The organism is Bacillus sp. JJ1122 (genome assembly GCF_036964885.1).
Classification (GTDB): Bacteria; Bacillota; Bacilli; order Bacillales; family Cytobacillaceae; genus Mesobacillus.
On the sequence record NZ_JBALQL010000001.1, the window covers coordinates 295,413 to 321,439 of the forward strand.

The window sequence follows — 26,027 nt, forward strand, 5'->3', positions numbered from 1 at the left end:
GCAGCGGAACATCGTTATAAGCGGCATAAGCACTTTCGCTTTTAGCCACAAGAAGTATCTTACCATAAACTAACGGTCACTGCAATATCAATCGTGAAGTTTTGAAAGCTCATCCAGCCATTTTTTTTGCTGCTCGGTCAGTTCTGCTTCTTCGAGCAAATCTGGCCGGCGTACAAGGGTACGCTTCAGGCTTTCCTTCATGCGCCATTCTTCTATTAAACGATGATTTCCCGAAATCAGTACATCAGGCACCTTCATGCCACGGAAATCAGATGGCCTGGTATAGTGAGGGTGTTCAAGAAGACCCGTGCTGAAAGAGTCCTGGATATGAGATTCTTCACTTCCTAGCACTCCTGGCAGCAGGCGCACGACACTGTCAATGACAACCATGGCACCAAGTTCTCCACCTGTCAGAACATAATCACCAATCGAAATCTCATCGGTAATCACATGCTCCCGAATCCGCTCATCATAGCCTTCATAGTGCCCGCAAATGAAAATCAAATGCTCTTCCTTTGCCAGCTCTTCTGCTTTCTTTTGCGTGTACCGCTCTCCCTGGGGGCACATAAGAATGACACGGGGAGCAGAGCTTTTCGCACGTTCCTTAAGGTCAGCAACAGCGTCAAAAATCGGCTGTGGCTTAAGGACCATCCCCGCCCCGCCCCCATATGGATAATCGTCGACAGTTTGATGTTTATTGTCCGCAAAGTCTCGAAAGTTGACGACATTATATTGAACGGCTTCTTTTTCAGCAGCTTTTTTCAATATCGAGTGCCCGAAAACACCTTCAAACATTTCTGGAAAGATGGACAGGACATCGATGTGCATCATGACAGAAGCCCTTCCATAGGTTCAATCAGGATGATTTTTTCTTTAACATCGACTTTTTTTACGATGTCTCCGATATAAGGAATTAGAATCTCCTTGCCTTTTCCATCCTTAACCACCCAGACATCATTGGCACCAGGAGTTAAAATTTCAACCACCTTGCCGATTTCTTCCCCTTTTGTTGTAAACATCAGGCAGCCGAGAATGTCCTGGAAATAAAATTCGCCTTCCTCCAGTTTACCACGCTGGGTCTCAGGAACCTTAAGGATTCCGTCCCTTAACTTTTCAACCTGGTTGACATTGTCATAGCCTTCAAATGTCAGCAAATTAAAGTTTTTATGTGTCCTGTGGCTTTTAACAGTAAGCTCGATAGGTTCCTTTGAACCAGGCAAGAATAAAAGCAAAGTATTGCCTACTTTATAGCGTTCTTCAGGAAAGTCCGTTCTAGATATAACTCTTACTTCTCCACGGATTCCATGTGTATTAACAATTTTTCCGACATTAAAATATTTTTCCATGCTTGATCACCTCTCGCGTATTTCGGTCACGATTCCGTCTTTCACTATTATAGTCTTTCCCGAAAGGAACTCATCCCATTGATCCCCTTCATTTATTTCGACTAGACCCTGTAATTCTGTTTCTTTAATTTCGCTTCCAAGCGGAAGAATATGTAGTTGCTCTATCTGAAAATCCAACAGTTTGATTTTCTCTTTATGTACCTTGATTTCTTGTTCAAAATGTTTTTTCAAGGTCTCAGGAGGAAATTTTTTAGATTTCTCAAGCTTTTTCAATTCGAATCTTAGCTGGTCGCATTCTTTTTGCAGCTGGAGTTTCCTGGAGTGATATTTTTGGTGGATCCGATCCTTGCTTTCTTCTGTCAGTACTTGTTTCACCACGATTGTTTGCAGTACCTTCAAAGCATTTCCCCCTCACGCCACTATAGCCATAAATCAGAAACGATGAAATTGTAACCTTGTTACTAATTATATCGTACTTATTAGGCTGTGTTAAACTTGTCTGTTGATTTCCGCTCCAGGCACTCGTTTTCCTTGTGGCGTCAGGTGAGCCTCTTCGTCGCTTTGCTCCTGCAGGATCTCACCTTGGCGGCTAATCCCGCAGGAGTCGAGTGCCCTCCGCTACAATCAACAGGTGCTAAAAATCAACATTGTCCTTTAACACAGCCTAATTTTAAAAAGAAAAAAAGGAGGGTTATCCCCTCCAATCAGAATGCCATTGTACAAACAAGAGCCTGTACCTGCATCAGCATTGCATAAGCAAGCTTAATCATTTTGCTAAAACTAGTTTTAGCGGTTTGAGGAAGTTCGCTTCTTCATTACTGAGCTTTTGGCGGTTATTCGACGATTTCTAAGAAAATCTTCTTTTGCTGTGATGAACCTGCTGCATAGACTACTGTTCGTATCGCCTTTGCAACGCGTCCCTGCTTTCCAATTACTTTGCCCATATCACTTTTGTTGACGGAAAGCTTATAGGTAACGCGCTGATCCTCTTCGTGTACATTTACATGAACATCTTCCGGGAAATCAACAAGGGGTTTCACGATCGTCTCAATTAATTCTTTCATGGGCGCGTCCAACATTACTTGCTAAGCTTAGCGTTGTGGAATTTTTCCATGATACCATGCTTAGAGAACAAGTTGCGCACTGTATCAGATGGTTTAGCTCCGTCTTTAAGCCACTTAAGAACTAACTCTTCGTTAAGTTCAACCTTAGCTGGTTCAGCAACTGGGTTGTAAGTTCCTACAGATTCGATGAAACGGCCATCACGTGGTGAACGTGAATCAGCTACTACAATACGATAGAAAGGAGATTTTTTTGCTCCCATGCGTTTTAAGCGAATTTTTACTGCCATTTTAAATAAGCACCTCCGAATAGTTTCACACAAGATAGAATAATACCAAATTGAAAACAGCTTGTAAAGGTTTTTTTCTTTACAGCATGATTTTTCCTGTAATTACATGTTAAAAAGGATTGAAAGGCAATTTAAATCCGCCTTTTTTCTTGCCTTTTTGCTGCATGCTCGTCATCTGTTTCATCATCTTTTTCATGTCTTCGAACTGCTTGAGCAGTCGGTTTACTTCCTGGATGGATGTACCGCTGCCCTTGGCGATCCGCTTACGCCTGTTGGCATTGATGACTTCTGGATGCGTTTTTTCATTCTTCGTCATCGACTGGATGATCGCCTCCACATGAGAGATCTGTTTTTCATCGATTTGAAGATTGTTCATGCCTTTGATTTTATTTGCGCCTGGCATCATCTTAAGGATTTCATCCAATGGCCCCATTTTTCTTACCTGGCCAAGCTGGTCCAGGAAATCGTCAAGGGTGAATGAGGCAGTACGCATTTTTTTCTCAAGCTCTTTTGCTTTTTCTTCATCGACGTTCGCCTGAGCTTTTTCGATAAGGGTAAGCACATCGCCCATACCAAGGATACGGGATGCCATCCTCTCAGGATGGAAAGGTTCAAGAGCGTCCAGCTTTTCACCTAAACCGACAAATTTTATTGGCGTATTTGTCACGGCACGGATTGAAAGAGCAGCACCGCCTCGTGTATCGCCATCAAGTTTTGTCAGGACAACGCCTGTCAGCCCGAGCTGTTCATTGAAGCTTTGCGCCACATTAACAGCATCCTGACCTGTCATCGCATCGACTACAAGGAAGATTTCATCTGGCTTTGAGAGCTCTTTAATCTGCTTAAGCTCATCCATCAGATTTTCATCGACATGCAAACGGCCTGCTGTATCGATCAACACATAGTCATTATGGTCTTCCTTTGCCTTAGCGATTGCCTGTTTGGCAATTTCGACAGGGCTGACCTGATCGCCAAGCGAAAATACTGGCATGCTTAACTGCTTGCCCAGCGTTTCCAGCTGTTTGATCGCAGCTGGACGATAAATATCCGCTGCAACAAGCAAAGGCTTGCGGTTATATTTTTTGCGCAAAAGGTTGGCAAGCTTCCCGGTTGTGGTCGTTTTACCTGCCCCTTGAAGTCCGACCATCATAATGACTGTCGGCGGTCGGTTGGAGGCTGCAATCTTGCTTTGCTCTCCGCCCATCAACTCGGTTAATTCTTCTTTAACAACCTTTATAACCTGCTGGCCGGGTGTAAGGCTTTTTACTACTTCCTGACCGATTGCCCGTTCAGTGACTTTTTTTACGAAGTCTTTTACTACCTTAAAGTTAACGTCGGCCTCAAGCAGCGCCAGACGGACCTCTCGCATCATTTCTTTTACATCCGCTTCCGTTACCTTGCCTTTTCCGCGGATTTTTTGCATTGTATTTTGCAGTCGGTCGGCCAATCCTTCAAATGCCATTTCATGCGCCTCCCTAGTCTAATTTCTCAAGCTCGGCTACCATTTCACTTAAAGCCTGGTTGTCCGCACCATCACCCATGAGATCTTTCATTTTTGAAATGAGCTCAATGCGCTTCTGGAATTTCTCGAACAACAACAGCTTCTTTTCGTACTCCTCAAGCATCGCTTCCGTCCGTTTGATGTTGTCGTATACAGCCTGGCGGCTAACATCATACTCTTCGGCGATTTCGCCCAGGGAATAGTCATCAAGATAGTAAAGGGCCATGTAACTGCTTTGTTTTGGAGTTAATAATGCCTGATAAAAATCGTACAAATAATTCATGCGGTTCGTTTTCTCAAGCATTCCGATTCCCCCATGTTAAGTTAAATACCTTTACATAAAGACAGTTTACACAGGTTCAACTTTTCTGTCAAGAAAAGTTCTTTACAGCAAGATGTTGATAAATCAGTATTATTCGGCAGTTTTCTCTTCCTCTGCCAGGTCCGCGAACAGCCCGTATACGTATCTTTCAGCATCGAATTCCTGGAGGTCATCCATCTTTTCTCCAAGACCTACAAATTTAACGGGTATGTCGAGTTCATTGCGAATCGCAATGACGATACCGCCTTTTGCTGTGCCATCAAGCTTAGTAAGGACAATCCCGCTAACTTCTGTTGTTTCTTTGAACGTTTTTGCCTGGATCAATGCATTTTGTCCTGTCGTCGCATCTAGAACTAGCAGAACCTCATGCGGTGCACCTGGAACTTCACGTTCAATAACGCGTTTAACCTTTTCTAGTTCCTTCATCAAATTGACCTTATTTTGGAGGCGGCCAGCTGTATCACAAAGCAAAATATCAGCATTACGCGACTTAGCAGACTGCACCGCATCATACATTACAGCAGCAGGATCAGAGCCTTCTGCTTGCTTGATGACATCCACCCCTACACGTTCGCCCCATACCTCAAGTTGTTCAATTGCTCCAGCACGGAAAGTATCGCCCGCCGCAAGAAGTACATTTTTGCCTTCACTTTTGAATTTATGTGCCAGCTTTCCGATAGTCGTTGTTTTACCAACACCATTTACCCCTACAAATAAAATGACTGTCAGGGAGTTCTCTTGGATATTCAGGGCAAAAGACTCATCGCTGCCACCCTGGTATATGTCGACTAGCTTTTCAGAGATTACTGCCTGGACCTCTTTTGTATCCTGGATATTCCGGCGCTTTACCTCTTTCTTTAGCTCCTCGACCAATTCCATGACCGTGTCAAAACCCACATCGGCCTGAATTAAAATTTCCTCGAGTTCTTCGAAGAATTCCTCATCCACTTTTCGGTAGCGGGAAACCAAGTCATTGACCTTTCCTGAAAAACTATCTCTCGTTTTCGTCAAGCCCTCTTTAAATTTCTCGGTAACACTCTCTGTCTGCGTAGTTAATTTTTCTTTTAATTTTTTAAAAAAACTCACGGTTCCAACGCCTTTCTAATTACGATTTTACTAGTTCCTTTGAATCCTCAAGCCGGACTGACACTACCTTGGAAACGCCTGATTCCTGCATTGTGACACCATATAGGACATCTGCTTCTTCCATAGTACCCTTGCGGTGAGTAATCACGATGAATTGCGTTTCAGCGCTGTACTTCTTCAAATATTGGCTGAACCTGTAAACATTAGCCTCATCCAATGCCGCTTCTACCTCATCGAGGATACAGAATGGAACAGGACGGACCTTCAGGATTGAAAATAAGAGTGCGATAGCTGTCAATGCACGCTCTCCGCCAGAGAGGAGTCCAAGGTTTTGCAGCTTCTTGCCCGGAGGCTGCGCGACTATTTCTACGCCGGTATTAAGCAAATCGTCCGGCTGTGTAAGCTTCAAGTCAGCTCTGCCGCCGCCAAATAACGCCTGGAATACAGATTCAAAGTGTGAGCGGATCGCAGTGAATGTTTGCTCAAACCTCTTCTTCATCTCAATATCCATTTCTTCAATTACTAGGAATAGTGTATCCTTTGCTTCTTGAAGGTCATTCTTCTGCTCTAGCAAAAATTCATACCGTTCTGAAACTCGCTCGTATTCTTCTATGGCGCCAATATTCACGGTGCCAAGTTCTTCGATGGCCAATTTGATAAGCTTGACCTTTCTTCTCGCTTCATCCGCAGGTATCGTTAATGGATATTGCTCTTTAGCTGCCTCATAAGAAAGCAGATACTCTTCTCGAAGATGAGCAAGCTTATTGTCCAATTCAACGTCAAGCCTGTTAAGTTTGACTTCTTCATCCTTCAGCACTTCGCTTACACCTTTTAGAAGTCTTCTTAATTCCTTGGATTCCAGCTCCTGATCTTCAAGCTTGTTCTGCAGCTCAAGGCGTTCGTTCCTTCTAGAAGCTATAAGCTTGAGAGTTTCATTTTTATCGTGAAGTTTTCTTTTTGCTGCATCTTCAAGCTGCATTTCACCAGATGAACTATCAGTCATTTCAGATGATAACAAAGACAAATCGTCTTTAAAGAGTTCCATTTTCTTCGTTTGGTCCTCAGCTTGCAATATAGCTGAATCAAGCTTTTCCCTCACATGGAAAAGCTGCTCCTTCTTGGCTGCAAGACTTATCTTTAAATCGCCGATTTCTGAGACAAGACTTTCCCTTGAAGTAGAATTCGAGGTTTTCAGCTCAGTCAGGCGGGCTATTTCCTTATCAAATGCTTCAAGGTCATCCTGATATTTACTTAGCATCTTCGAAAGGTCAAGCAATCTTGCTTCAAGCTTTTCCTTATCCGAATCGAGCTGGGTTTTCTCAGAGTCATAGACAGATAAGCGTTCATTTATGTTTTTCTGTTCCAGCTCTACTTCGCGCAAATCACCTTTAAGCGTTTGCTCCTTTAGACGGAGGTCTTCACCTTTTTTGCGCAGCTCCTCCAGCCGTGTTTCGCTAGATTGCACCTCAGATTTCAATGACTTCACACGCGATTCGAGTAAGCTTGTCTTTTCTTCCATTTCAACAAGCTTTTTGGTCAGATCCTCAAGCTCCCCTTTACGGCTAAGCAGTGAAGAAGATTTTTGTTTTACGGCACCGCCGGTCATCGAACCTCCAGGATTGACAACATCACCTTCAAGAGTGACGATCCTGCTACGATATTGCAGGATTCTGGCAATCTCGTTGGCGCCCTTCAAATCCTTGGCAACGACTACATTGCCTAATAGGCTCTTAATGACCTCCGCATATTTTTCATTGAACTGAACCAAATCAGCCGCAGTACCGATATATGATTCATGACCGGAAAGCATGGTTAGCTGTGACACAGCTAATGATTTCCCTTTAATGATACTTAGCGGCAGGAATGTTGCCCTGCCGAACGATTTTTGCTTAAGATATTGGATTGCTGCTCTCGCATTCTCTTCATTTTGCACAACAATATGCTGCATCGCGCCGCCTAGAGCCGTTTCGATTGCTGTTTCATATTGTTTAGGCACTTGAACCAGCTCAGCAATTGCTCCTTCAATACCCTTAAGGCGTCCGTCTCGCGCCTTTAATACCTCTTTTACTCCCTGGAAAAAGCCCGAGTAATCTTCTTCCATTTCCTCTAGCATTTCTTTTTTTGATTTTGCCTGCTGTAAAAACTGATACGCCTGATAGAGCGTTTTTTCCTGTTTTTGATAATTATTTTTTAACGATTCTAGCTTCCTTTGTTCGTCAAAATAAAGTTTTGCCTGCTCCTCAAGCTCCTGTTGTGACGCTGCAACTTTTATCTCAGTCTCAGCTTTCTTTTTGTTTATTTCATCGCGAACGGAGACATACCGGTCATTTTCACTGTCAAGTCTTGACCCTTTTGAGGACTGCTGTTGGAGCTGCTGCTCGATATAGATCTTTTCATTTTTAGCGCTTGCCTGCTGATTTAAAACCTCAATGTAATCGCTCTTCATCGAATCAATTTTCAGCTCAACATCTTCGCTATAGAGTTTCAGCTGCTCCTGCTTTTCTCCAAGCTTCTTTTGCAGATCTGCAGCCTCTTGAGTAAGCTCGGCAGCATTCCTCTCATATTCTTGCTTCTGCTTATCCAGCTGGTCGATGGAGGCAGTCAGCTCTTCAATATTCTTCTCGAGCTGCCCTTTATTCTGCGAAGCGTTCTTCTTTCGCTCCTTCAGGACTTCTCTTCTTCCCTCCAGCTTTTCAAGCTCCTCGCTTGCATGCAGAAGAACATTTTGCAGATCACTTACTGATTCATCCAATGCCGCTAAATGGTCGCGCATTTTTTCAATTTCCGCTTCTTTTTTCTGCAGCTCTGAAGACTGTTTAATTTCATCTTCCTTATGCTGCTCGAGCTGTTTGGACAGCTTTTCCCAGCGGCCATGCAATTCCTCAACTTCATATGCCGTCAATGCAACTTCAATTTTTTCTAATTCTTCTTTTTGCTGAAGAAAATCCTTCGCAATCGAAGCCTGCATCTTTAAAGGTTCAACCTGGCCTTCAAGTTCATGGATGATATCCGATACCCTGTTCAAATTCTCTTGTGTTTCAAACAGCTTGCTTTCGGCTTTCTTTTTCCGAGATTTATATTTAAGCACCCCAGCTGCCTCTTCAAATATCGTCCTGCGATCCTCCGGCTTGCTGTTGAGTATTTCTTCAACTCTTCCCTGGCTGATGATAGAAAAGGCTTCCCGGCCAAGACCCGAGTCCATAAACAAATCGACTATATCCTTCAGCCGGCAATTTTGTTTATTAATCAAATATTCGCTGTCACCTGAACGGTAGACACGCCTTGTTACACTCACTTCATTGTAGTCTAGCGGCAATGATTGGTCTTCATTATCAAGAGTTAGCGTTACTTCGGCAAAATTCAGCGACTTCCGTGAATCGCTTCCGGCAAAAATGATATCCTCCATTTTTGACCCGCGGAGCGATTTGGCTGATTGCTCACCCAAAACCCAGCGGATTGAATCCGTAATATTGCTTTTCCCGCTCCCATTAGGCCCGACTACAGCGGTCACACCAGGGACAAACTCAACCGAAATCCTTTCAGCAAAGGACTTAAAGCCGACCACATCTAATCGTTTTAAAAACAATATTGCTCTCCCTTTCCAGTAAAAACTTATTCTAGGCTGTCAGATTGTCAAATATGTTAAATGTATTAAATTGCAGTACTTATTTATCTTTTTGTTCAGTGACTGCTTCTATATGCGCTTTAAGCTTTTCGAGTGCCATTTGGGCAGCATGCTGTTCTGCTTCCTTCTTGGACCGGCCCATCCCTGTTCCTAGCTCTTCGCCGTTTAAAAACACGCGGGATTCGAATTCCCGGCTATGTGCTGGCCCAATTTCCTTAAGGATCCGGTATTCAAGCGCACCCGCTCCGTCCCGCTGGACCAGTTCCTGAAGCTGGCTTTTAAAATCCATCACATGAGAAAAAGCACCGTCATTAATCTTTGGAAACACGATTTTTTCAAGGAATGTCGTAACTGTTTCAATCCCTTTATCTAAATACAAGGCACCGATAAACGCTTCGAAGACATCAGCTAAAAGAGCTGGCCTTGTACGGCCGCCTGTCATTTCTTCGCCCTTGCCCAAAAGGACAAGCTCCCCGAAGACAAGTTCATTGGCAAATGCCACAAGCGACGGCTCACAAACCACTGCAGCACGCAGCTTCGTCAGTTCCCCTTCGCTCATCATTGGATATTTTTTAAATAAAAATTGGGATACAGTCAATTCCAAAACGGCGTCTCCTAGAAATTCAAGCCTCTCGTTATCTTCATGAGGCTTTCTGCGATGCTCATTCACATAGGATGAATGCGTAAAGGCCTGTTTTAAAAGTTTTTCACTTTCAAATTGAATTCCAAGTTTGTCCTGAAACCCTTTAAATTTATTTTCCTTTGCGCGGATATTCCTTTTATCTCTTTCTCTTCCGTTGTTGCGCATGTTTTACTCCACCTTGCTCATAATGTAAAGATGATTTCGCATATAATTGTTGTCTTACTTAAAGAGCTCATATACAGACTACTAACAGTTTACAAAAAAAAACGCCTATAAAGCAAAAAAACTTCGCTTTATTCCAGCAGCTTCCTTGAAAGTATATCTTTTATTAAGTCTCTGTTAAACTAGGCTGTTGATTTTCGCTCCAGGCCCTTCGCTTTCCGCGGGGCTACAGGTGCTATAAATCAGCATTTACCTTTCAAACAGCCATTTACATAATACATAAGAAAGCCCCGTTTAATTAAACGGAGCTTCTTAACAAATCCAACAGTTACACTTGGCTATTTATGTAATTCACAGCGTCACCAACTGAAGCGATTTTTTCAGCGTCATCATCAGAAATCTCCATGTTGAACTCGTCTTCCAATTCCATTACTAATTCAACAACATCAAGGGAATCAGCACCTAGGTCATCTTTAAAAGATGCTTCCAAAGTTACTTGAGATTCTTCAACTCCCAAACGGTCAACAATAATTTTTGTTACACGTTCTAAAACATCTGCCATGCTCGTTCACCTCCCCTCAAGCAATTATAGATGATTTCATTTAAATAATAAATGGCTGCCAGCTTATTTAGAAAAATTTATCGCTGTACCATTAAAATTCCAAATACTTTCGCTTTAAAATAGCTTTGAACATCTAGGAAAAAGAACTATTTCAATGCAGTTCCAATCTACATGACCATTCCGCCATCAATATGCAGTGTCTGGCCAGTCATATAATTGCTGTCTTCAGACGCAAGGAATACGACCGCGCGGGCAATATCTTTCGGCTCACCAAAACGCGCAAGCGGAATCTGCTTTAGCATTTCAGCCTTTACTTCCTCATTCAGCTTATCTGTCATATCAGTTGTAATAAAGCCTGGCGCGATAGCATTAACGGTAATCCCTCTAGATGAAAGTTCCTTTGCAGCCGTCTTCGTCAAACCGATTACCCCGGACTTTGCTGCTACATAATTGGCTTGTCCTGCATTTCCGCTTACCCCGACAATGGAAGAAATATTGATGATTCTGCCGCTGCGCTGCTTCATCATCTGTCTGGTCACCGCTTTTGTACAAAGGAAAACGCCTTTTAGGTTAATGTTGATAACATCATCCCATTCGGACTCTTTCATTCTCATTAATAGATTATCCTTTGTTATACCCGCATTATTAACAAGTATGTCAAGCTTTCCAAAACGTTCTACAGTTTCTTTCACCATTTCATTGACTGAATCAGAGTTTGATACATCCGATTGGATCGCGAATGCTTCTCGTCCCATCGCTTTTATTTCGTCAACCAATGCCAGCGCCTTTGCTTCACTTCCAGCATAATTGACTGCAACTGATGCGCCTTCCCTCGCTAGTTCATAGGCGATTTCACGCCCAATGCCCCTGGAGGCCCCTGTTACAAGTGCAACTTTTCCTTCTAGTCTCATTTTGTTTCCTCCTTCAAAGCAGCGACTGCTGCGGCACAAGTTTCCTCGTCATATATTGCGAATGTCCGTGCTGAGCGGTCCACTTTTTTAACTAATCCTGAAAGGACTTTCCCTGGACCGATTTCAATGAAAGTATCAACGCCAAGCTCAAGCATCTTTGCTATTGAGTCTTCCCATAGAACTGGGGAATAAAGCTGTTCGATCAATCTCTTCTTGATTTCGGCTGCATCCAGCATCGGCAGTGCAGTTACATTGCCAATAACCGGGACATCTGCATGTTGGAGAGAAATGCTGTCAAGCACAGCTTCGAATCTTTCAGCAGCTGGCTTCATAAGTGAAGAATGGAACGGTCCGCTTACATCAAGTGGAATCACACGCTTCGCTCCGCCTTCCTTTGCCTTAGCAGAGGCTTCCTCTACACCTTTTTTGGATCCTGAAATCACGATTTGTCCTGGGCAGTTCAAGTTAGCAAGCTGTACAGGATATCCGTCCGCAGTAACAGTTTCAGTAACATCCATTAGCTTCTCGCGGTCCATCCCGAGAACAGCTGCCATTGTTCCCTCACCGTTTGGGACCGCCTCTTCCATAAACTCGCCGCGTTTGCGGACGGCGTATACCGCATCTTCAAATGATAAGGCACCTGAAGCGACTAAAGCGGAATATTCTCCAAGGCTGTGTCCAGCGGTATAATCAGGTTTTATTCCGTACACGCTAAAATGATTCAGAATCGCAATACTTGTCGTAAGCAATGCCGGCTGAGCATTCGTAGTCAGTGTCAGCTTTTCCTGAGGACCTTCGAAAATTAAGCTGCTTAAACTTTCGCCAAGAACCGAGTCGGCTTTTTTGAATGTTTCAGAGACTGACTCGTCTTTCGCCGCTAGAGCTTGTCCCATCCCTACAATTTGCGAGCCCTGTCCTGGAAACAAAAACGCGATTTTTCCCATGAAAGATTCCCCTTTACTCTTATAGTTTTATCCCATCGCTCTTTTCGATTGCTGCTTTGATGGTTCCGGAAACATCATTTTCAACCATTTCCCTTGCCTGGCGAATGGAATTGAATACTGCGTTCGCATCAGATGATCCATGCGCTTTAATAACAGGAGCTTTAAGGCCGAACAAGCCAGCACCGCCATACTCCGTATAATCCATCTTATTCTTTAGAACTGCTAAATCCGGCTTTAGGACAGCAGCAGCCATTTTGCTTTTAAAACTTGAAGTAAGAGCAGTTTTCAACATCTTAAACACTGACATTGCCGTTCCTTCGATTGTCTTTAAAACCATATTTCCAGTAAAGCCATCTGCTACAACAACATCAGCTGCACCATCTAATAGGTCCCTTGATTCTACATTGCCGATGAAGTTAATGTCTGCATCCTTTAGCAATTCGAATGTGTTCCTGACAAGTTCATTGCCTTTTTTCTCTTCTGTTCCGATATTCAGCAGTCCTACACGAGGGCTGGAGATTCCTCTGGCCTTTTCACTGTAAATTGAGCCCATGATCGCATATTGGACAAGGTGTTCAGGCTTAGCATCAGCATTCGCGCCAACATCAAGAAGCAGGAAGCCTTCTCCGTTTACTGTCGGAAGTGTTGGTGCAAGAGCAGGACGTTCAATACCTTCAATCCGTCCGACAATAAATAGACCTGCCGCCATCAATGCTCCCGTATTTCCAGCAGAAATGCAGGCATCGGCATGGCCATCAGCAACCTGCTGTGCTGCAAGAACCATGGATGCTGTCTTCTTTCTCCGCACCGCCCTAACTGGCTCATCTGTTCCAAGGATCACTTCTTCTGTATGGAGAATTTCGATCCTCTCTTCATTCGTCAAGTGTTCCCTGATTTTCTTCTCGTCTCCTACAAGGACGATATGTACATCTTTATAATTCTCGATTGCTTTCATTGCTCCGAGGACGATTTCTTTTGGTGCGTGATCTCCGCCCATAGCGTCTACTGCAAGCCTCATTGCTTTCATCCCTTACTTTTCATTTTTAGATCGATACATTTCAAAGTCACCCTTAAACACGAGCTCATTGTTCACATAGCTCAGTACTTCTACTATGGTCCTGCCGTTGTCGCTGTCAATATTGGTGACTCTTGCTTTGGCAATTACTCGCTCACCCTCTTTTACCGACCTGGTGAACTGGATATTCGCCTTCGCCGTAAGCGCCAATTCATCATTGATGACTGCAACAGCCAGCGAATTTGCCTGAGCAAATAAATGATGACCCCTTGCGATCTTATTGCGCTTAAACACATGTTCTCTTTTTATGTCAAGAATCGAAATTGCACTTTTATCTAGTTCTATATCAATAATCTCACCAATTACTTCTTCAAGAGGCAGGGAACGGACTTCATCTTCGAAACGTTTTTCAGCAACGTTCTTTATTCTTTCCCTTAATTCTGGGATTGATAATTCAAGTCGGTCCAGCCTGATTGTCTGTATGCTGACTGTGAATTTTTCAGCCAGCTCTTCATCAGTGATAAATGGATTATCTTTTATCGTTTCAGTCAACATAGACTGTCGATCTTTTTTGTTACGCTTCATTACTTCTCACACCGCCCGAGCTATTAAGACTAGGTACTAATAGTAGTATATATACTATGAAATAGGATTGCAAGAAAAAATATACTGATGCTTTAATCCATGAAAGCTAATACCAAGAAAAATAGCAGATCCAAGCAGGATCTGCTCAGGCTATAGCCAAACTCTGAAAATCAAGGTTGGCTATAGCTTTATTTAGGTGATCTATAATACTAGTCTGTTGATTCTCATTCTATGCACTTTGCTTTCCGCGGGGCTTCCGGTGATTGCGAGGGAGTCTTTGCGTCTTCAACTTCAATCAACCAACAGGGTTCCATCTTTGATCTGATCCTATTATTCTTAAATGATAGTATTATCGTTTAATCAAGCTTTTCACTTGCAAGCGCACCAGTCTCCTTCAGATATTCCCTGAGAGATTGGTACTTGTCAACTTGCCAAAAAGCAGATGATTGCACTAGCAATGTTGCGTCATTTCTTGCCGTTTCAAGGGCACGGTAGTCATGGACCATATCCGCTACCTTAAACTCCGGAAGTCCGCTTTGTTTTTTCCCAAAGAAATCCCCTGGTCCGCGAAGCTCAAGGTCCTTTTCACTTAGAACGAATCCATCATTTGTTTCGGACATGATTTTCATTCGTTCTTTCCCAACTTCGCTTTTTGGGTCCGCAAGCAAAATACAATAGGATTGATCGCTCCCCCTGCCAACTCGGCCTCTCAGCTGGTGGAGCTGCGCAAGGCCAAACCTCTCAGCATCATAAATCATCATGACAGTCGCATTTGGCACATTGACACCAACCTCGACAACTGTAGTCGAAACAAGGACTTGGACTTCATTTTCACTGAAAGCTTTCATCACTTGATCTTTTTCATCAGAATGCAGGCGGCCGTGCATTAGGCCGACTTTGTAGCGATTTTGAAAATAAAAGCTTAAAGTGCTGTGGACATCGATGGCATTCTGGACATCCAGTTTATCGGATTCCTCTATCAATGGAGTAATAACATAGGCTTGCCTGCCTTTAGCCAGCTCTTTCTCCATAAAAGCGAGCACCCTTTCAAGCATTTCGTGTTTTGCCCAATAAGTTTCAATCGTCTTTCTTCCTGCCGGCATCTCGTCGATGACCGAAACATCCATCTCCCCGAACACGGTGATGGCAAGAGTCCTCGGGATCGGTGTGGCCGTCATGAACAGGACATCGGGATTTTCACCTTTTTCCCGTAACACACGCCTTTGTTCGACCCCAAAGCGATGCTGCTCATCAGTGATGACTAAGCCAAGGTTATTAAAATTGACCTCATCCTGTATCAATGCATGCGTACCAATTAAGACATGTATTTCTCCCTGCTTCAGAAGCTCAAGAATTTCCTTTCTTCGCTTTCCTTTTACAGAGCTTGTCAACAAGGCTGTTTTTACGCCATATGGCTCTAGCAGCTGATTCAATGATTGGGAGTGCTGCTCAGCCAGGATTTCCGTGGGCACCATTAATGCGCCCTGGTAGCCTGAAGTCTTCGCTGCATAGAGCGCGATAGCTGCGACGACTGTCTTACCTGAACCCACATCCCCTTGGAGCAGGCGATTCATGCGGTAAGGAGACTTCATGTCGCCAAGTATTTCATTAACTACACGTTTTTGCGCTCCTGTCAACGGGAAAGGCAATCCGTTGATGAACGACATTAGCTCGTCCAATTTATATGAAACTGCTATACCCGGAGACTGTTCACGCTCTATTTTTCTTAGCGACTGCATCTTCAGCTGGAACAATAGGAATTCCTCATATACGAATCTTCTTCTTGCCTGCTTCATCTCATCTGCCCCAGCAGGAAAATGCATGATTCTCAATGCTTCTCTTCGATTTAACAATTTATACTTCTGCAGCAGTTCAGCAGGAAGAATTTCAGTTATTTCATGACCAAATTGGGAAAAGGCCAGCTTGATCAGTCTTCTGATCGTTTTTACGGTCATTTTCCCTTTTACAGCATAAACTGGTTCAAAATCCTGGCTTTTCGCACTCTCTCCTACTGACATTTCACTTGCCGTAATCGTTTGTCGGTGCTGATCCCATTTCCCGGTAACAGTCACTGTTTCGTTTATTTTTATTTTTTGTTTTAAATACGGCTGATTGAAAAAGGTTGCGATGATAAGATACCGTCCCACAAGAAGCCTGACGGTAAGGCGGTTTTTCTTGCGTCCATAATAGACAAGAGAAGGTTCACTGTGAACCTTCCCCTCAACCGTTACTTTTTCGTCATGCTTGACCTCTGCCAAGTCCTTTAGGCGGTAATCTTCATAACGGTATGGGAAATACTCAAGCAAGTCACTGACAGACCTGATATTCATGTCTGAGAGTGTCTCTGCCATTTCATCGCCGATCCCTTTAACTGCCGTAACTGGCTGTTTCAGAATATCATTCACGTTTATCAAGCGGTATGCCGAAAATTTTGGCCTCAAGCTCCCGGCCTGTCGGTGTTGCCGCTAACCCTCCCTGCGCTGTTTCTCTAAGTGCGGATGGCATGGACTGGCCGATTTTATACATGGCATCGATGACCTCGTCACAAGGTATCCTGCTCGTAATCCCTGCGAGCGCCATATCAGCCGCAACCATTGCATTCGCGGCTCCCATCGCGTTCCTTTTCACACACGGAACTTCAACAAGGCCTGCAACTGGATCACAGACTAATCCCAGCATATTTTTGAGAGTAATCGCCATCGCCTCTGCACATTGTTCTGGTGTGCCACCCGCCATTTCAACTATTGCAGCAGCAGCCATCCCTGAAGCTGAACCAACCTCAGCCTGACATCCGCCTTCTGCGCCTGAAATCGAGGCATTGTTTGCAACTACATAGCCAAAAGCACCTGCTGTAAAAAGGAAAGAAACCATCTGTTCCCTTGTAGGATTCAATTTGCTTTTTACGGCAAATAAAGTTCCCGGTACGACACCGGCAGAGCCAGCTGTGGGCGTTGCACAAATTGTTCCCATCGCTGCATTCACTTCATTTGTAGCCACAGCTTTGCTGACAGCATCCAAAATCGTTTCACCAGAAAGGAAATTTCCTTTTTCAATATATTGTTGAAGGAGGACAGCATCCCCGCCTGTAAGACCAGAATGTGATTTAACACCTTTAATGCCTCTCTCGACAGCCTGCTCCATGACAGTCAGGTTCCGGTCCATCATCGCAAGGACCTCTTCCCGGCTCCGTCCAGTCACTTCTACCTCTTGTTCAATCATCAATTCGGATATCTTTTTATTCTTACTGGTAGCTAGCTCCACTATTTCTGCTACATTTCTAAACATATTAGCCTTCCCTCCTAATCCTGCAAATTAGTCGACAATCTTTGTGACCTGCAAAACATTCGGCAGCTGTTCTAATTGTTTAATGACGTGATCGTCGATATTATGATCTACCTCAATAGTCATCAACGCCATTTTCCCTTTTTCCTTGCGCGAAACTTCCATATGGCCAATGTTGATTTCTTCCTTGGCAAGAATGTTTGAAACCGCGGCAATCGCTCCGTGCCGGTCATTATGAACAACGAGGATGGCCGGATGGTGACCTGACAGCTTTAATTCAAAGCCATTCAGCTCAATGATTTCAATTTTTCCGCCACCAATCGATATACCTACTAGCTCTTGTTCTCCCTGATCATCGCCAATAAGTACCCGGGCCGTATTGGGATGGTCGGTAATGGCTTCTTCTTCAATAAACTTTATTTTCATTCCAGAGTTTTCAGCAATCTCAATCGCCTTGATGATTCGCTCATCATAGGTATCGAAATCAAGCAGGCCTCCGATCATCGCCACATCAGTTCCATGGCCTTTATAAGTCTTGGCGAAAGATCCATAGAATGAAATCGTGGCCCATTTTGGCTCCCTGCCAAATAAGCTTCTTGCCACACGTCCAATTCTGGCTGCTCCAGCAGTATGGGAGCTTGATGGACCGATCATTACTGGCCCGATTATGTCGAATACACTTTTGTATTTCATCCCGCACACTCCCTTACCCATATTGTTAAAGGAAATCTGTTAAAAAGGAAAAAACATTTATACATAACGAAATAGAAGGGTATTCCCCTTCTATTCCTTAGTAACATATTATAATTTTATTTGTCCAGCTGGAGTTCATTACAGCTTGATAAAATTAAAACAGACATTTTTATTCAATCGCAAAGATAAAGGCATATAATGGCTGTTCTCCATTATGAACCTCGATTTCAACATCTTCAAATTCATTTTCAACAAACTTGATAATAGAGTCGACATCTTCGTCTGAAGCGTCTTCCCCTTTAAGGATTGTCAGGATTTCTGAATCTTCATCAAGCATTTGGCTTAAGAGGTCTTTCGCCGCCTTAACTTTATCCTGGTCCTTCAGAACAATTTTACCATCAGCAATACCCATGAAATCACCTGTTGAGATTTCAAGGCCATCGATGCTTGTGTCGCGAACTGCGTAAGTCAGCTGGCCTGTTTTTACATGTTGCATCGCTTCAGTCATGGTGTCTTTGTTTGCAGAGCTGTCTGCAGAAGGGTTAAATGACAACAATGCAGTCATTCCCTGAGGCACCGTCTTGGAAGGGATAACAACTACTTCTTCTTCTGCAACCTCAGCAGCCTGTTCAGCAGCCATGATGATATTTTTATTGTTAGGCAGGATGATCACTTTTCTGGCGTTGACTTCCTTGATCGCCTTGACGATATCTTCTGTACTTGGGTTCATCGTCTGGCCGCCTTCAATTACAGCGTTCGCACCAATACTGCGGAAGAGCTCGGCAATTCCTGAGCCCATTGATACAGCTACGACTCCGTATTCCTGCTTTTCTTTCTTTGGCTGGTTACCCTCTGTACGAAGTGGTGTTGTTGATTCACCAACGATATTTGAATGCTGCTGGCGCATGTTTTCAATTTTCATGTTGATGAGACTTCCATATTTTTGGCCATAAGTAAGTACTTCACCAGGCTGCTCAGAGTGGATATGAACTTTTACGACCTCGTCATCCGAAATGACTAATAAAGAATCACCATATTTGCTCAAGTCCTGACGGAAATTTTCTTCAGAAAAAGAATTTTCCCCTTCAAGCCTTACCATGAATTCAGTACAATAGCCGAATTCAATATCCGCTGTATTCATATGGCTCTGTACACTTTTGTGGTGTTCAGCGCTGACAAGATCATTCATATTAGGCATTGTTGCCGGAGAATCCGGAAGCTTTTCTCCTTTTAGTTCGGCAAGGAATCCTTCATAGACAAACACAAGTCCCTGACCGCCACTATCTACTACTCCAACTTCCTTCAGCACAGGCAGCAAATCTGGAGTACGATTGAGTGATGCTTTCGCTTCTTTAAGAACCTCTTCCATCAGCCCGATCAAGTCTTCGTGAGTTTTGGATACGGCAACAGCATGCTTGGCAGCATCCTTCGCCACTGTTAAAATCGTGCCTTCAACAGGCTTCATAACAGCCTTATACGCTGTTTCCACACCTGCATTCAATGCAGCAGCAAATTCAAGAGATGTAATGGTTGGCTTGGCTTCAATAGCCTTCGCAAAACCGCGGAACAATTGGGACAGGATTACTCCAGAGTTTCCTCTCGCTCCCATAAGCAAGCCTTTTGCCAGGGCAGACCCTACCTTGCCAATATGCTCTTGTACATTACTTTTTACTTCCTTAGCTCCGGAAGTCATCGATAAATTCATATTTGTTCCTGTATCACCATCAGGAACAGGGAAGACGTTCAACGCGTCGACATACTGGGCATTAGCAGCCAAATGATTGGCTCCCTGTATCACCATCTCCGCAAAACGTTTTCCGTCTAGAACTTTAATAGACACAAATCTTTCCTCCTCACTACGGGTTCGTTACACGAACTCCCTGAACGTAAATATTGACCGAGTCAGCTGCCAGCCCGACTGTTTTATCAAGGGTATATTTCACCTTAGACTGGACATTGTGGGCAACCTCGGAAATTTTCGTTCCATAGCTCACAATAATATACATATCAATATGTACTTCTTCGTTTTCCTGGCGAACGATGACACCGCGAGTGAAATTTTCCCTGCGCAGAATATCTGTTAATCCGTCTTTGATCTGATTCTTTGAAGCCATCCCGACAATACCATAACAATCAACTGCTGCACCGCCTGCAATCGTTGCAATGACATCATTTGATATATCAATTTGCCCGTACTTCGTTTTAAGCTCGATGGACATGAATCGTTCCCCCTTTGGAAAAATAGCTATATGCTACAGTTATTTTACTATAAGCCAATCAATTTTTAAAGTTATTCTGCCCTGCCACTTATTATTCAGCAAGAATCTTAAGTATATGTCAAGGTTTTTTTCTTTATAGCTTTCGCCAGAACTATTGCAAATGCCAAATTTCTATGATAAATTATTAAAGTATGTCAGAAATAAGGTTATCCTGTTAAATTCGCAGTTCTGACGATATGCAAATAATTGCAGCAAAAAATAGTTACAGCTTTTGTTAGTTAGGAGGGAAATCATATGCCACGTAAATGTGTAGTAACTGGTAAATCAACTCGTTCTGGTAACGCACGCTCCCACGCAATGAACGCTAACAAGCGTACATGGGGTGCTAACCTTCAAAAAGTACGTATTCTTGTAGACGGTAAGCCTAAGCGTGTTTGGGTATCTGCAAGAGCTCTAAGATCAGGTAAAGTTGAACGCGTATAATTAAAAACCGCAAATGTTCAGGATACCTCAGGGCACCTTGGACAGATGCACGGCATCCTTATGGGTGCCTTTTTTTGTTTCTTACAGTTCTTTTCGTAAGCTTTGTGTTAAAAAAGAGTAAAAACCGGTACTTGGTTTTTTTCGTGTATTCATCTAATACTAATTCAGAACTATTTGCAAAAAGAGCACCGAACCCTTTAAGAAAACGGGTGAAAGTAGATGTACGAAAAGCAGCAATCAATACGAAAAATTTTTAATAGCCATCACTACCTTTTTTATTACCCACATAAAGCCCGGGAGGTTCTCCTGCTCATTCTTCCCAAAATTGCGCAAAATAATAGCACCCTGTCCCCAGGGCGCCAAATCCATACACATATTAATGTTTCAAGTTTAGCTGTTTTTCCTGCTAATGATTCATTAATCCTTTTTAAAAGCACCTAACATCGCCCGTACGAGGCCACCTAAAAATTTAGGCAGTTTGATTGTATAGAATCTCATACCGTCCCTCCTCACCATCTCTCGCAAACAAGTCTTCTCTTTGTATCCCTACTAGTATATTCGGGAGTGTACAAAATTTGCTTAATCTGTTCTCGCATCGATTGTTGTTTTAAGTATGATGACCTCTTCCCGCATTCTAATTGATTTCATGCTCTTTTCGAGTTCCTCAAAGAAGAATACAATAAGGTGCTAAAGCAGCAAATTACGAAATGTGCTTTGCAGCAGACTTTTCAATCCCTGCTCCTTACAACTAATAATATGCCTTCAGAAAATGAAAAAGTACCATGACCTCTAATAAGTTCATTACTAATACATAGTGTCGATCCCATAGGAATATGACAGTCATTTAAAGGATATTTGAAATTTTCAAGCGTCATCCCCAAGATTTCAGGCGTTACTGGAAGGAATGAAATATATTTAAAATCAGTTATCATTTCAACGTTATAGGTACCGGGTTTTTTTATAAATAAAATATTATTTTTATCAATAATCTCTGTTTGGATGTCAATCTCCTTGTTCAGCGGCTTTGTCAAAAGCTGGACATTTGCCATCAGGTGGTCCAGCCTGCCGCCTGTCGCACCAAAGATCATGATAGAATCCGGATTTTGCGCTATTGCCCAATTTAAGGCGAGTTCCATATCGGTTTCATCTTTTTCCGGCTTAAACTTCTTAAGATGCTCAACTTCCATTTCTATTTTCGCCATCTCTTCCTCTGACACGGAATCAAAATCTCCAAAGGCCATAGAAGGCTTGATTCCCGCATTCAGCAAATAGAACACACCCCTGTCAATCCCAACCCATTCCACATCTCTGCCATCAAAAGCCAGCAGATCTGGAATCAAGTTTAATGGTCCTCCGGCTACAAGATTAATTTTCATTGTTTTTTCTCCTTATACAAAGCTAGACACGTATGATTCAATAATTATGGCTCTGTTAAACAAGGCTGTTGATTTTCGTTCCAGGCGCTTCGCTTTCCGCGGGGCTGGCGCTGAGCCCGCAGGACATTGATTTGCTTCCTCGAACCTGCCCACGCACGATGGAAATGCGTTAGCATTTTCGGAGGAGTCTTCGTGCCTTCCACTACAATCAACAGGCTTATAAAAACAATATTCAGCTATAACAGAGCCATAATGATAACTATATACCTGGTCTTTCCTGACGATAACACGGTTTCTAAATTGGCCGCTGCTAAAATTTGCGCTCTGTCGCTTCTATTTGTTCTCATTACGGTTACCGTTCAATAAATCCAAAAGTTTCTCTAAAGAAAAGCCAGCCGGTCAACCGGCTGGCTTTTAAATTATTGCTTTAACCTGGCAATTGCAGCTGCCCGGTCTTCCTTATTGAAGACTGCCGAACCGGCTACAAGTACTGTTGCGCCGGCTTCTACACAAAGCTTGGCAGTTTCTTCATTTACTCCGCCATCAACTTCAATTTCAAGATTTGGGTTCACCTCATCTGCCATTTCCTTTACCTGCCTAATTTTCGGAAGAACAGAAGAGATGAATTTTTGGCCGCCAAACCCTGGGTTCACTGACATAAGCAGAACCATGTCCAGATCCTCAATGATATGTTTCAAGCTTTCCACTGGTGTTGCCGGATTGATGACGACACCGGCCTTGACACCTGTCGATTTAATCAATTGGATGGTTCTGTGCAAATGTCTGGATGCTTCCACATGAACCGTAATGTAATCTGCACCCGCCTTGGCAAAAGCTTCAATATACTGATCAGGATTTTCAATCATTAAATGTACATCAAGCGGCAACTTAGTAACAGGACGGATTGCTTCCACAATAAGCGGGCCGATCGTAATATTTGGCACAAAATGGCCATCCATTACATCAACATGGATATAATCTGCTCCGCCCGCCTCGACATCCTTTATTTCATTGCCAAGCCTGGCAAAGTCTGCTGACAAAATTGAAGGTGCTATTTTCACCATGATTAGTACCTCGGCTTTCTATCCTTTATTTCTAATAAAAAGTCCTTATAATGCTCATACCTGTATTCAGGCAGAGTTCCGGCTTCAACCGCTGCTTTTACAGCACATTTAGGCTCTGCCATATGAAGACAGCCTCGAAACTTGCATGATTCACTGATTTCGTAAATGTCCGGAAAACAGGAGTTCAGTTCTTCAGCGTCAATTTCGATAAACTCTAATGAACTAAAACCAGGGGTATCCGCAACAAGTCCATTATTTATTGTGATTAACTCTACGTGTCTTGTTGTATGCTTTCCCCGTCCCAGATGGGATGAGATATCATCTGTTTTTAATTCCAGGTCTGGGCGGATCGCGTTAAGTAGGGAGGACTTCCCAACACCCGACTGACCTGCAAAAACTGAGATTTTCCCTTCAAGATGGGGACTTAACTCCTCCAGACCTGAAGATGTTTCAGATGAGGTAAAGATAACCTCATATCCCGCTTTGCGGTAATCAGCAGCAAATGATTCAAGCCGCTTTTTTTGCTCTTTTGAAGTTAAATCCATTTTCGTAATACAGATGAGTGGCTGGATATGGTTGTACTCAACTAACACCAGGAACCGGTCAAGCAGGGCAGTGCTGAAATCAGGTTCAACCGCTGAAAAAACAAGGATTGCCTGGTCTACGTTGGCAATTGGAGGGCGGACCAGTTCATTCTTCCGCCCTTTCACCTCAAGAATATAACCCTCGGTATTATTGTCTGCCTGGAAAACGACCTCATCCCCTACCAGCGGATTCACTTTATTCTTTCGGAACACACCACGTCCACGGCATTGAACGATTCCATCCTTGTTTGCAACATAATAAAACCCGCTCAGCGCCTTAATGATTTTGCCTTCAGGCATAGCAACACTCCCTGTCTGTTAGTCTTTTGGATAATCAACCGCATTCTCCTCGATGACTGATCCGTTACTCATTACTTTATAATAGGCTTCTCCACCAGGTTCGATATTAAATTTCAAAATACGGGTTGTATCTTCCAGTATTTTCAAAGTTTCTGCTGGAACATTTTCATCATGATCTAAATCACTAATGAAAATTTGGACCTCTTGCGGCTGTCCAGCTAAAGTCGTATCGTAAGGAATGTTAATAGTATGCTCCACACTTTTTGGAAGCTCTTCAATTCCCAGTGAAATGACAACTTTTACCGTGCTGCCCTTCTTCAATTGAGTTCCCGGTGCCGGATCCTGAGAAATGACCTCTCCCTTTGGGAATTTGTCATTGTACTCTTCTGTTGACTCAATCTCGAGTCCGTAAGTATCCTCGTACACTTGAAGCCCCTTTTGGTTGGACCCAATGAGATCTTCAAGAGTAATTAGCTCAGGTCCGAGGCTGACGGTGAATTTAATAATAGTTTCCTCAGGAATCACCGATTCGCCATCAGGAGGGTATTGGTCCAGAATGGTTCCTGGCTCACTATCATCATGCTCTCCGGTCTTTTCGATATCCTTAAAGTTTTTATTTTCGAGAAGCGGTACTACATCATCGTATAATCGCCCGCGGTAATCCGAAAGCTCCAGTTCCTCTTTACCGGAACTGATATAAAGATCAATTTCATTGCCTTCCTTGATCATCTTACCAGCTTTTGGATTCGTCTTTATGATTAGACCTTCCTCTACTTCTTCATCGCTGATTTCTTTCTGCTCCCCAATTGTAAAGCCGGCAGCCATCAATTGTGCGACTGCCTCTTCAAGTTCCATTCCGCTTACTTCGGGAACTTCAACCTCTTTTGGCCCGAACAAATCAGGCCCCATTGTCACTGCGATAATTCCTGCAGCTGCAATCAGTAAAAATAATAAAGTTAAGATAATCGGCCATTTCTTGCTTTTCTTTTTAACTGGCTTTGACTGGTTGGTTTTGTCAGTAGTAACAGGCTGTTCTTTCCTGACAATCGTTTCATCCATGTTATGGAACGGTCGATCGTTCGTTATGATAGGTATTGCCTTTGTTGCTTCATCATCAACAGGAATGGAAAATCGCCCTTCATTTTGGCGGTTGGCATCAAGCGCAGTCCGCAAATCATCTTCCATTTCATCTACATTGTCATATCTATGGAAGGGATCCTTAGCCGTAGCCTTTAAAACAATATTTTCCACACTTTGAGGAATTTGCGGGTTCCATCGCTTTAAAGAAGGCGTTTCAGATTGCAAATGTTTCAGTGCAATTGAGACAGCTGACTCTCCAGAGAATGGCAGCCTGCCTGTAAGCAGCTCAAACATAACGATCCCGATCGAATAAATATCCGACTTTTTATTTGCCATCCCACCTCTTGCCTGTTCAGGGGAAAGATAATGAACAGATCCAAGCACCGAATTTGTCTGGGTAATGCTAGTGGCACTCAAGGCCATAGCAATACCAAAGTCCGTGATCTTCACTGTTCCACTACTATCAATCAATATATTGTGCGGCTTTATGTCCCGATGGACGATATGGTTATGATGGGCATGCGAAATCGCTGAAGTCAGCTGCTTCATAATATCCAGTGCTTCCTGTACCGGGACCGGAGCATGCTGCTGTATGTATTGTTTAAGCGTCTGCCCGTCAACATATTCCATTACTATATAGTATAGCCCATCCTCTTCTCCCACATCATAAATACTGACAATGTTTGGGTGAGCAAGACTCGTAGCCGATTGAGCTTCCCTGTGGAATCTGCGGATAAATTCTTCATCATTGGCAAAATCCAGACGCAGCATTTTGACAGCGACATCTCTATCAAGAATCATGTCGTGGGCTAGATAGACATTCGCCATACCGCCGCCGCCAATCATATCCAATATTTTATAGCGTCCGCTGATTCTTTTACCGATAATCATTT

The 26,027-nt window shown here is 43.3% G+C and carries 26 protein-coding genes; 1 reads left to right on the forward strand and 25 read right to left on the reverse strand.

Annotation, left to right across the window (positions count from 1 at the left end; all coding sequences use genetic code 11):
* Positions 1 to 87: 87 nt before the first annotated feature.
* The 20 genes from trmD to V7201_RS01560 form a co-directional block, all read right to left on the reverse strand.
* On the reverse strand, positions 88 to 828 hold the full coding sequence (gene trmD / locus V7201_RS01465; RefSeq protein ID WP_438825003.1) for a tRNA (guanosine(37)-N1)-methyltransferase TrmD: 741 nt from the start codon (positions 826 to 828) through the stop codon (positions 88 to 90).
* Positions 828 to 1,346 (reverse strand): ribosome maturation factor RimM, encoded by a 519-nt coding sequence (gene rimM / locus V7201_RS01470; protein ID WP_335375004.1) that lies wholly within the window; start codon positions 1,344 to 1,346, stop codon positions 828 to 830. Before rimM ends, trmD begins: the two co-directional genes overlap by 1 nt.
* A 6-nt stretch (positions 1,347 to 1,352) precedes the next feature.
* Positions 1,353 to 1,745, reverse strand: coding sequence for a YlqD family protein (locus V7201_RS01475; RefSeq protein ID WP_335375005.1), 393 nt, complete (start codon positions 1,743 to 1,745; stop codon positions 1,353 to 1,355).
* 434 nt (positions 1,746 to 2,179) lie between these two features.
* The gene (locus V7201_RS01480; protein ID WP_125479141.1) at positions 2,180 to 2,410 is read right to left on the reverse strand and encodes a KH domain-containing protein; all 231 of its coding nucleotides are present in this window, start codon (positions 2,408 to 2,410) and stop codon (positions 2,180 to 2,182) included.
* 14 nt (positions 2,411 to 2,424) lie between these two features.
* On the reverse strand, positions 2,425 to 2,697 hold the full coding sequence (rpsP, locus tag V7201_RS01485) for a 30S ribosomal protein S16 (RefSeq protein ID WP_335375006.1): 273 nt from the start codon (positions 2,695 to 2,697) through the stop codon (positions 2,425 to 2,427).
* A 109-nt stretch (positions 2,698 to 2,806) separates the two neighbouring features.
* Positions 2,807 to 4,159, reverse strand: a complete 1,353-nt coding sequence (gene ffh / locus V7201_RS01490) for a signal recognition particle protein (RefSeq protein ID WP_335375007.1) — start codon at positions 4,157 to 4,159, stop codon at positions 2,807 to 2,809.
* Positions 4,160 to 4,172: 13 nt separating this feature from the next.
* On the reverse strand, positions 4,173 to 4,502 hold the full coding sequence (locus V7201_RS01495) for a putative DNA-binding protein (protein ID WP_335375008.1): 330 nt from the start codon (positions 4,500 to 4,502) through the stop codon (positions 4,173 to 4,175).
* Between the two features lie 108 nt (positions 4,503 to 4,610).
* Positions 4,611 to 5,606 carry a signal recognition particle-docking protein FtsY gene (ftsY, locus tag V7201_RS01500; protein WP_335375009.1) on the reverse strand — a complete coding sequence of 332 codons (996 nt, stop codon included), beginning with the start codon at positions 5,604 to 5,606 and terminating at the stop codon, positions 4,611 to 4,613.
* Positions 5,607 to 5,625: 19 nt separating this feature from the next.
* A complete protein-coding gene (gene smc, locus V7201_RS01505; protein WP_335375010.1) occupies positions 5,626 to 9,192 on the reverse strand; it encodes a chromosome segregation protein SMC in 3,567 nt (1,188 codons plus the stop codon).
* 79 nt (positions 9,193 to 9,271) lie between these two features.
* On the reverse strand, positions 9,272 to 10,039 hold the full coding sequence (rnc, locus tag V7201_RS01510) for a ribonuclease III (protein ID WP_335375011.1): 768 nt from the start codon (positions 10,037 to 10,039) through the stop codon (positions 9,272 to 9,274).
* A gap of 325 nt (positions 10,040 to 10,364) precedes the next feature.
* The gene (locus V7201_RS01515) at positions 10,365 to 10,598 is read right to left on the reverse strand and encodes an acyl carrier protein (protein WP_335375012.1); all 234 of its coding nucleotides are present in this window, start codon (positions 10,596 to 10,598) and stop codon (positions 10,365 to 10,367) included.
* Between the two features lie 167 nt (positions 10,599 to 10,765).
* Entirely contained in the window at positions 10,766 to 11,509 is a 744-nt protein-coding gene (gene fabG / locus V7201_RS01520) for a 3-oxoacyl-[acyl-carrier-protein] reductase (RefSeq protein ID WP_335375013.1), read from the reverse strand.
* Positions 11,506 to 12,453, reverse strand: coding sequence for an ACP S-malonyltransferase (gene fabD / locus V7201_RS01525; RefSeq protein WP_335375014.1), 948 nt, complete (start codon positions 12,451 to 12,453; stop codon positions 11,506 to 11,508). Before fabD ends, fabG begins: the two co-directional genes overlap by 4 nt.
* Before the next feature lie 19 nt (positions 12,454 to 12,472).
* Entirely contained in the window at positions 12,473 to 13,471 is a 999-nt protein-coding gene (gene plsX, locus V7201_RS01530) for a phosphate acyltransferase PlsX (protein WP_335375015.1), read from the reverse strand.
* A 12-nt stretch (positions 13,472 to 13,483) separates the two neighbouring features.
* On the reverse strand, positions 13,484 to 14,053 hold the full coding sequence (fapR, locus tag V7201_RS01535; RefSeq protein WP_335375016.1) for a transcription factor FapR: 570 nt from the start codon (positions 14,051 to 14,053) through the stop codon (positions 13,484 to 13,486).
* A gap of 356 nt (positions 14,054 to 14,409) precedes the next feature.
* A complete protein-coding gene (gene recG, locus V7201_RS01540) occupies positions 14,410 to 16,458 on the reverse strand; it encodes an ATP-dependent DNA helicase RecG (protein WP_335375101.1) in 2,049 nt (682 codons plus the stop codon).
* Positions 16,451 to 17,338 carry an L-serine ammonia-lyase, iron-sulfur-dependent, subunit alpha gene (gene sdaAA, locus V7201_RS01545; RefSeq protein ID WP_335375017.1) on the reverse strand — a complete coding sequence of 296 codons (888 nt, stop codon included), beginning with the start codon at positions 17,336 to 17,338 and terminating at the stop codon, positions 16,451 to 16,453. The genes recG and sdaAA overlap by 8 nt, the downstream gene beginning before the upstream one ends.
* A gap of 27 nt (positions 17,339 to 17,365) precedes the next feature.
* Complete coding sequence (gene sdaAB, locus V7201_RS01550) at positions 17,366 to 18,028, reverse strand: L-serine ammonia-lyase, iron-sulfur-dependent subunit beta (protein ID WP_335375018.1); 663 nt, start codon at positions 18,026 to 18,028, stop codon at positions 17,366 to 17,368.
* Between the two features lie 169 nt (positions 18,029 to 18,197).
* Positions 18,198 to 19,868 (reverse strand): DAK2 domain-containing protein, encoded by a 1,671-nt coding sequence (locus V7201_RS01555; protein WP_335375019.1) that lies wholly within the window; start codon positions 19,866 to 19,868, stop codon positions 18,198 to 18,200.
* Positions 19,869 to 19,884: 16 nt separating this feature from the next.
* Positions 19,885 to 20,247, reverse strand: coding sequence for an Asp23/Gls24 family envelope stress response protein (locus V7201_RS01560; RefSeq protein WP_023614933.1), 363 nt, complete (start codon positions 20,245 to 20,247; stop codon positions 19,885 to 19,887).
* A 294-nt stretch (positions 20,248 to 20,541) separates the two neighbouring features.
* Here V7201_RS01560 and rpmB point away from each other — a divergent pair, with 294 nt between their 5' ends.
* Positions 20,542 to 20,730 (forward strand): 50S ribosomal protein L28, encoded by a 189-nt coding sequence (rpmB, locus tag V7201_RS01565; protein ID WP_023614934.1) that lies wholly within the window; start codon positions 20,542 to 20,544, stop codon positions 20,728 to 20,730.
* 417 nt (positions 20,731 to 21,147) lie between these two features.
* On the opposite strand, the gene spoVM is transcribed toward rpmB, so the two are convergent.
* From spoVM to pknB, 5 genes are all read right to left on the reverse strand, one after another.
* Positions 21,148 to 21,228, reverse strand: a complete 81-nt coding sequence (gene spoVM / locus V7201_RS01570) for a stage V sporulation protein SpoVM (RefSeq protein ID WP_023614935.1) — start codon at positions 21,226 to 21,228, stop codon at positions 21,148 to 21,150.
* A 230-nt stretch (positions 21,229 to 21,458) separates the two neighbouring features.
* Positions 21,459 to 22,106: a thiamine diphosphokinase gene (locus V7201_RS01575; RefSeq protein WP_335375020.1), complete on the reverse strand. Its 648-nt coding sequence runs from the start codon at positions 22,104 to 22,106 to the stop codon at positions 21,459 to 21,461.
* A 419-nt stretch (positions 22,107 to 22,525) separates the two neighbouring features.
* On the reverse strand, positions 22,526 to 23,170 hold the full coding sequence (gene rpe / locus V7201_RS01580) for a ribulose-phosphate 3-epimerase (RefSeq protein WP_335375021.1): 645 nt from the start codon (positions 23,168 to 23,170) through the stop codon (positions 22,526 to 22,528).
* A 2-nt stretch (positions 23,171 to 23,172) separates the two neighbouring features.
* Entirely contained in the window at positions 23,173 to 24,054 is an 882-nt protein-coding gene (rsgA, locus tag V7201_RS01585; RefSeq protein ID WP_335375022.1) for a ribosome small subunit-dependent GTPase A, read from the reverse strand.
* An 18-nt stretch (positions 24,055 to 24,072) separates the two neighbouring features.
* A complete protein-coding gene (gene pknB / locus V7201_RS01590; RefSeq protein ID WP_335375023.1) occupies positions 24,073 to 26,025 on the reverse strand; it encodes a Stk1 family PASTA domain-containing Ser/Thr kinase in 1,953 nt (650 codons plus the stop codon).
* Positions 26,026 to 26,027 lie beyond the last annotated feature (2 nt).

Excerpts from the sequence above, each read along its gene's own strand:
- rnc (WP_335375011.1), bottom strand. The coding sequence starts at position 10,039 with ATGCGCAACAACGGAAGAGAAAGAGATAAAAGGAATATCCGCGCAAAG.
- V7201_RS01575 (WP_335375020.1), bottom strand. The coding sequence starts at position 22,106 with ATGAAAATTAATCTTGTAGCCGGAGGACCATTAAACTTGATTCCAGAT.
- rpe (WP_335375021.1), bottom strand. The coding sequence starts at position 23,170 with ATGGTGAAAATAGCACCTTCAATTTTGTCAGCAGACTTTGCCAGGCTT.
- rpmB (WP_023614934.1), top strand. The coding sequence starts at position 20,542 with ATGCCACGTAAATGTGTAGTAACTGGTAAATCAACTCGTTCTGGTAAC.
- rpsP (WP_335375006.1), bottom strand. The coding sequence starts at position 2,697 with ATGGCAGTAAAAATTCGCTTAAAACGCATGGGAGCAAAAAAATCTCCT.
- rimM (WP_335375004.1), bottom strand. The coding sequence starts at position 1,346 with ATGGAAAAATATTTTAATGTCGGAAAAATTGTTAATACACATGGAATC.
- fapR (WP_335375016.1), bottom strand. The coding sequence starts at position 14,053 with ATGAAGCGTAACAAAAAAGATCGACAGTCTATGTTGACTGAAACGATA.
- sdaAB (WP_335375018.1), bottom strand. The coding sequence starts at position 18,028 with ATGAAATACAAAAGTGTATTCGACATAATCGGGCCAGTAATGATCGGT.
- trmD (WP_438825003.1), bottom strand. The coding sequence starts at position 828 with ATGCACATCGATGTCCTGTCCATCTTTCCAGAAATGTTTGAAGGTGTT.
- pknB (WP_335375023.1), bottom strand. The coding sequence starts at position 26,025 with ATGATTATCGGTAAAAGAATCAGCGGACGCTATAAAATATTGGATATG.
- V7201_RS01515 (WP_335375012.1), bottom strand. The coding sequence starts at position 10,598 with ATGGCAGATGTTTTAGAACGTGTAACAAAAATTATTGTTGACCGTTTG.
- fabG (WP_335375013.1), bottom strand. The coding sequence starts at position 11,509 with ATGAGACTAGAAGGAAAAGTTGCACTTGTAACAGGGGCCTCCAGGGGC.
- plsX (WP_335375015.1), bottom strand. The coding sequence starts at position 13,471 with ATGAGGCTTGCAGTAGACGCTATGGGCGGAGATCACGCACCAAAAGAA.
- fabD (WP_335375014.1), bottom strand. The coding sequence starts at position 12,453 with ATGGGAAAAATCGCGTTTTTGTTTCCAGGACAGGGCTCGCAAATTGTA.
- rsgA (WP_335375022.1), bottom strand. The coding sequence starts at position 24,054 with ATGCCTGAAGGCAAAATCATTAAGGCGCTGAGCGGGTTTTATTATGTT.
- ffh (WP_335375007.1), bottom strand. The coding sequence starts at position 4,159 with ATGGCATTTGAAGGATTGGCCGACCGACTGCAAAATACAATGCAAAAA.
- spoVM (WP_023614935.1), bottom strand. The coding sequence starts at position 21,228 with ATGAGATTCTATACAATCAAACTGCCTAAATTTTTAGGTGGCCTCGTA.
- V7201_RS01560 (WP_023614933.1), bottom strand. The coding sequence starts at position 20,247 with ATGTCCATCGAGCTTAAAACGAAGTACGGGCAAATTGATATATCAAAT.
- V7201_RS01480 (WP_125479141.1), bottom strand. The coding sequence starts at position 2,410 with ATGAAAGAATTAATTGAGACGATCGTGAAACCCCTTGTTGATTTCCCG.
- V7201_RS01495 (WP_335375008.1), bottom strand. The coding sequence starts at position 4,502 with ATGCTTGAGAAAACGAACCGCATGAATTATTTGTACGATTTTTATCAG.
- sdaAA (WP_335375017.1), bottom strand. The coding sequence starts at position 17,338 with ATGTTTAGAAATGTAGCAGAAATAGTGGAGCTAGCTACCAGTAAGAAT.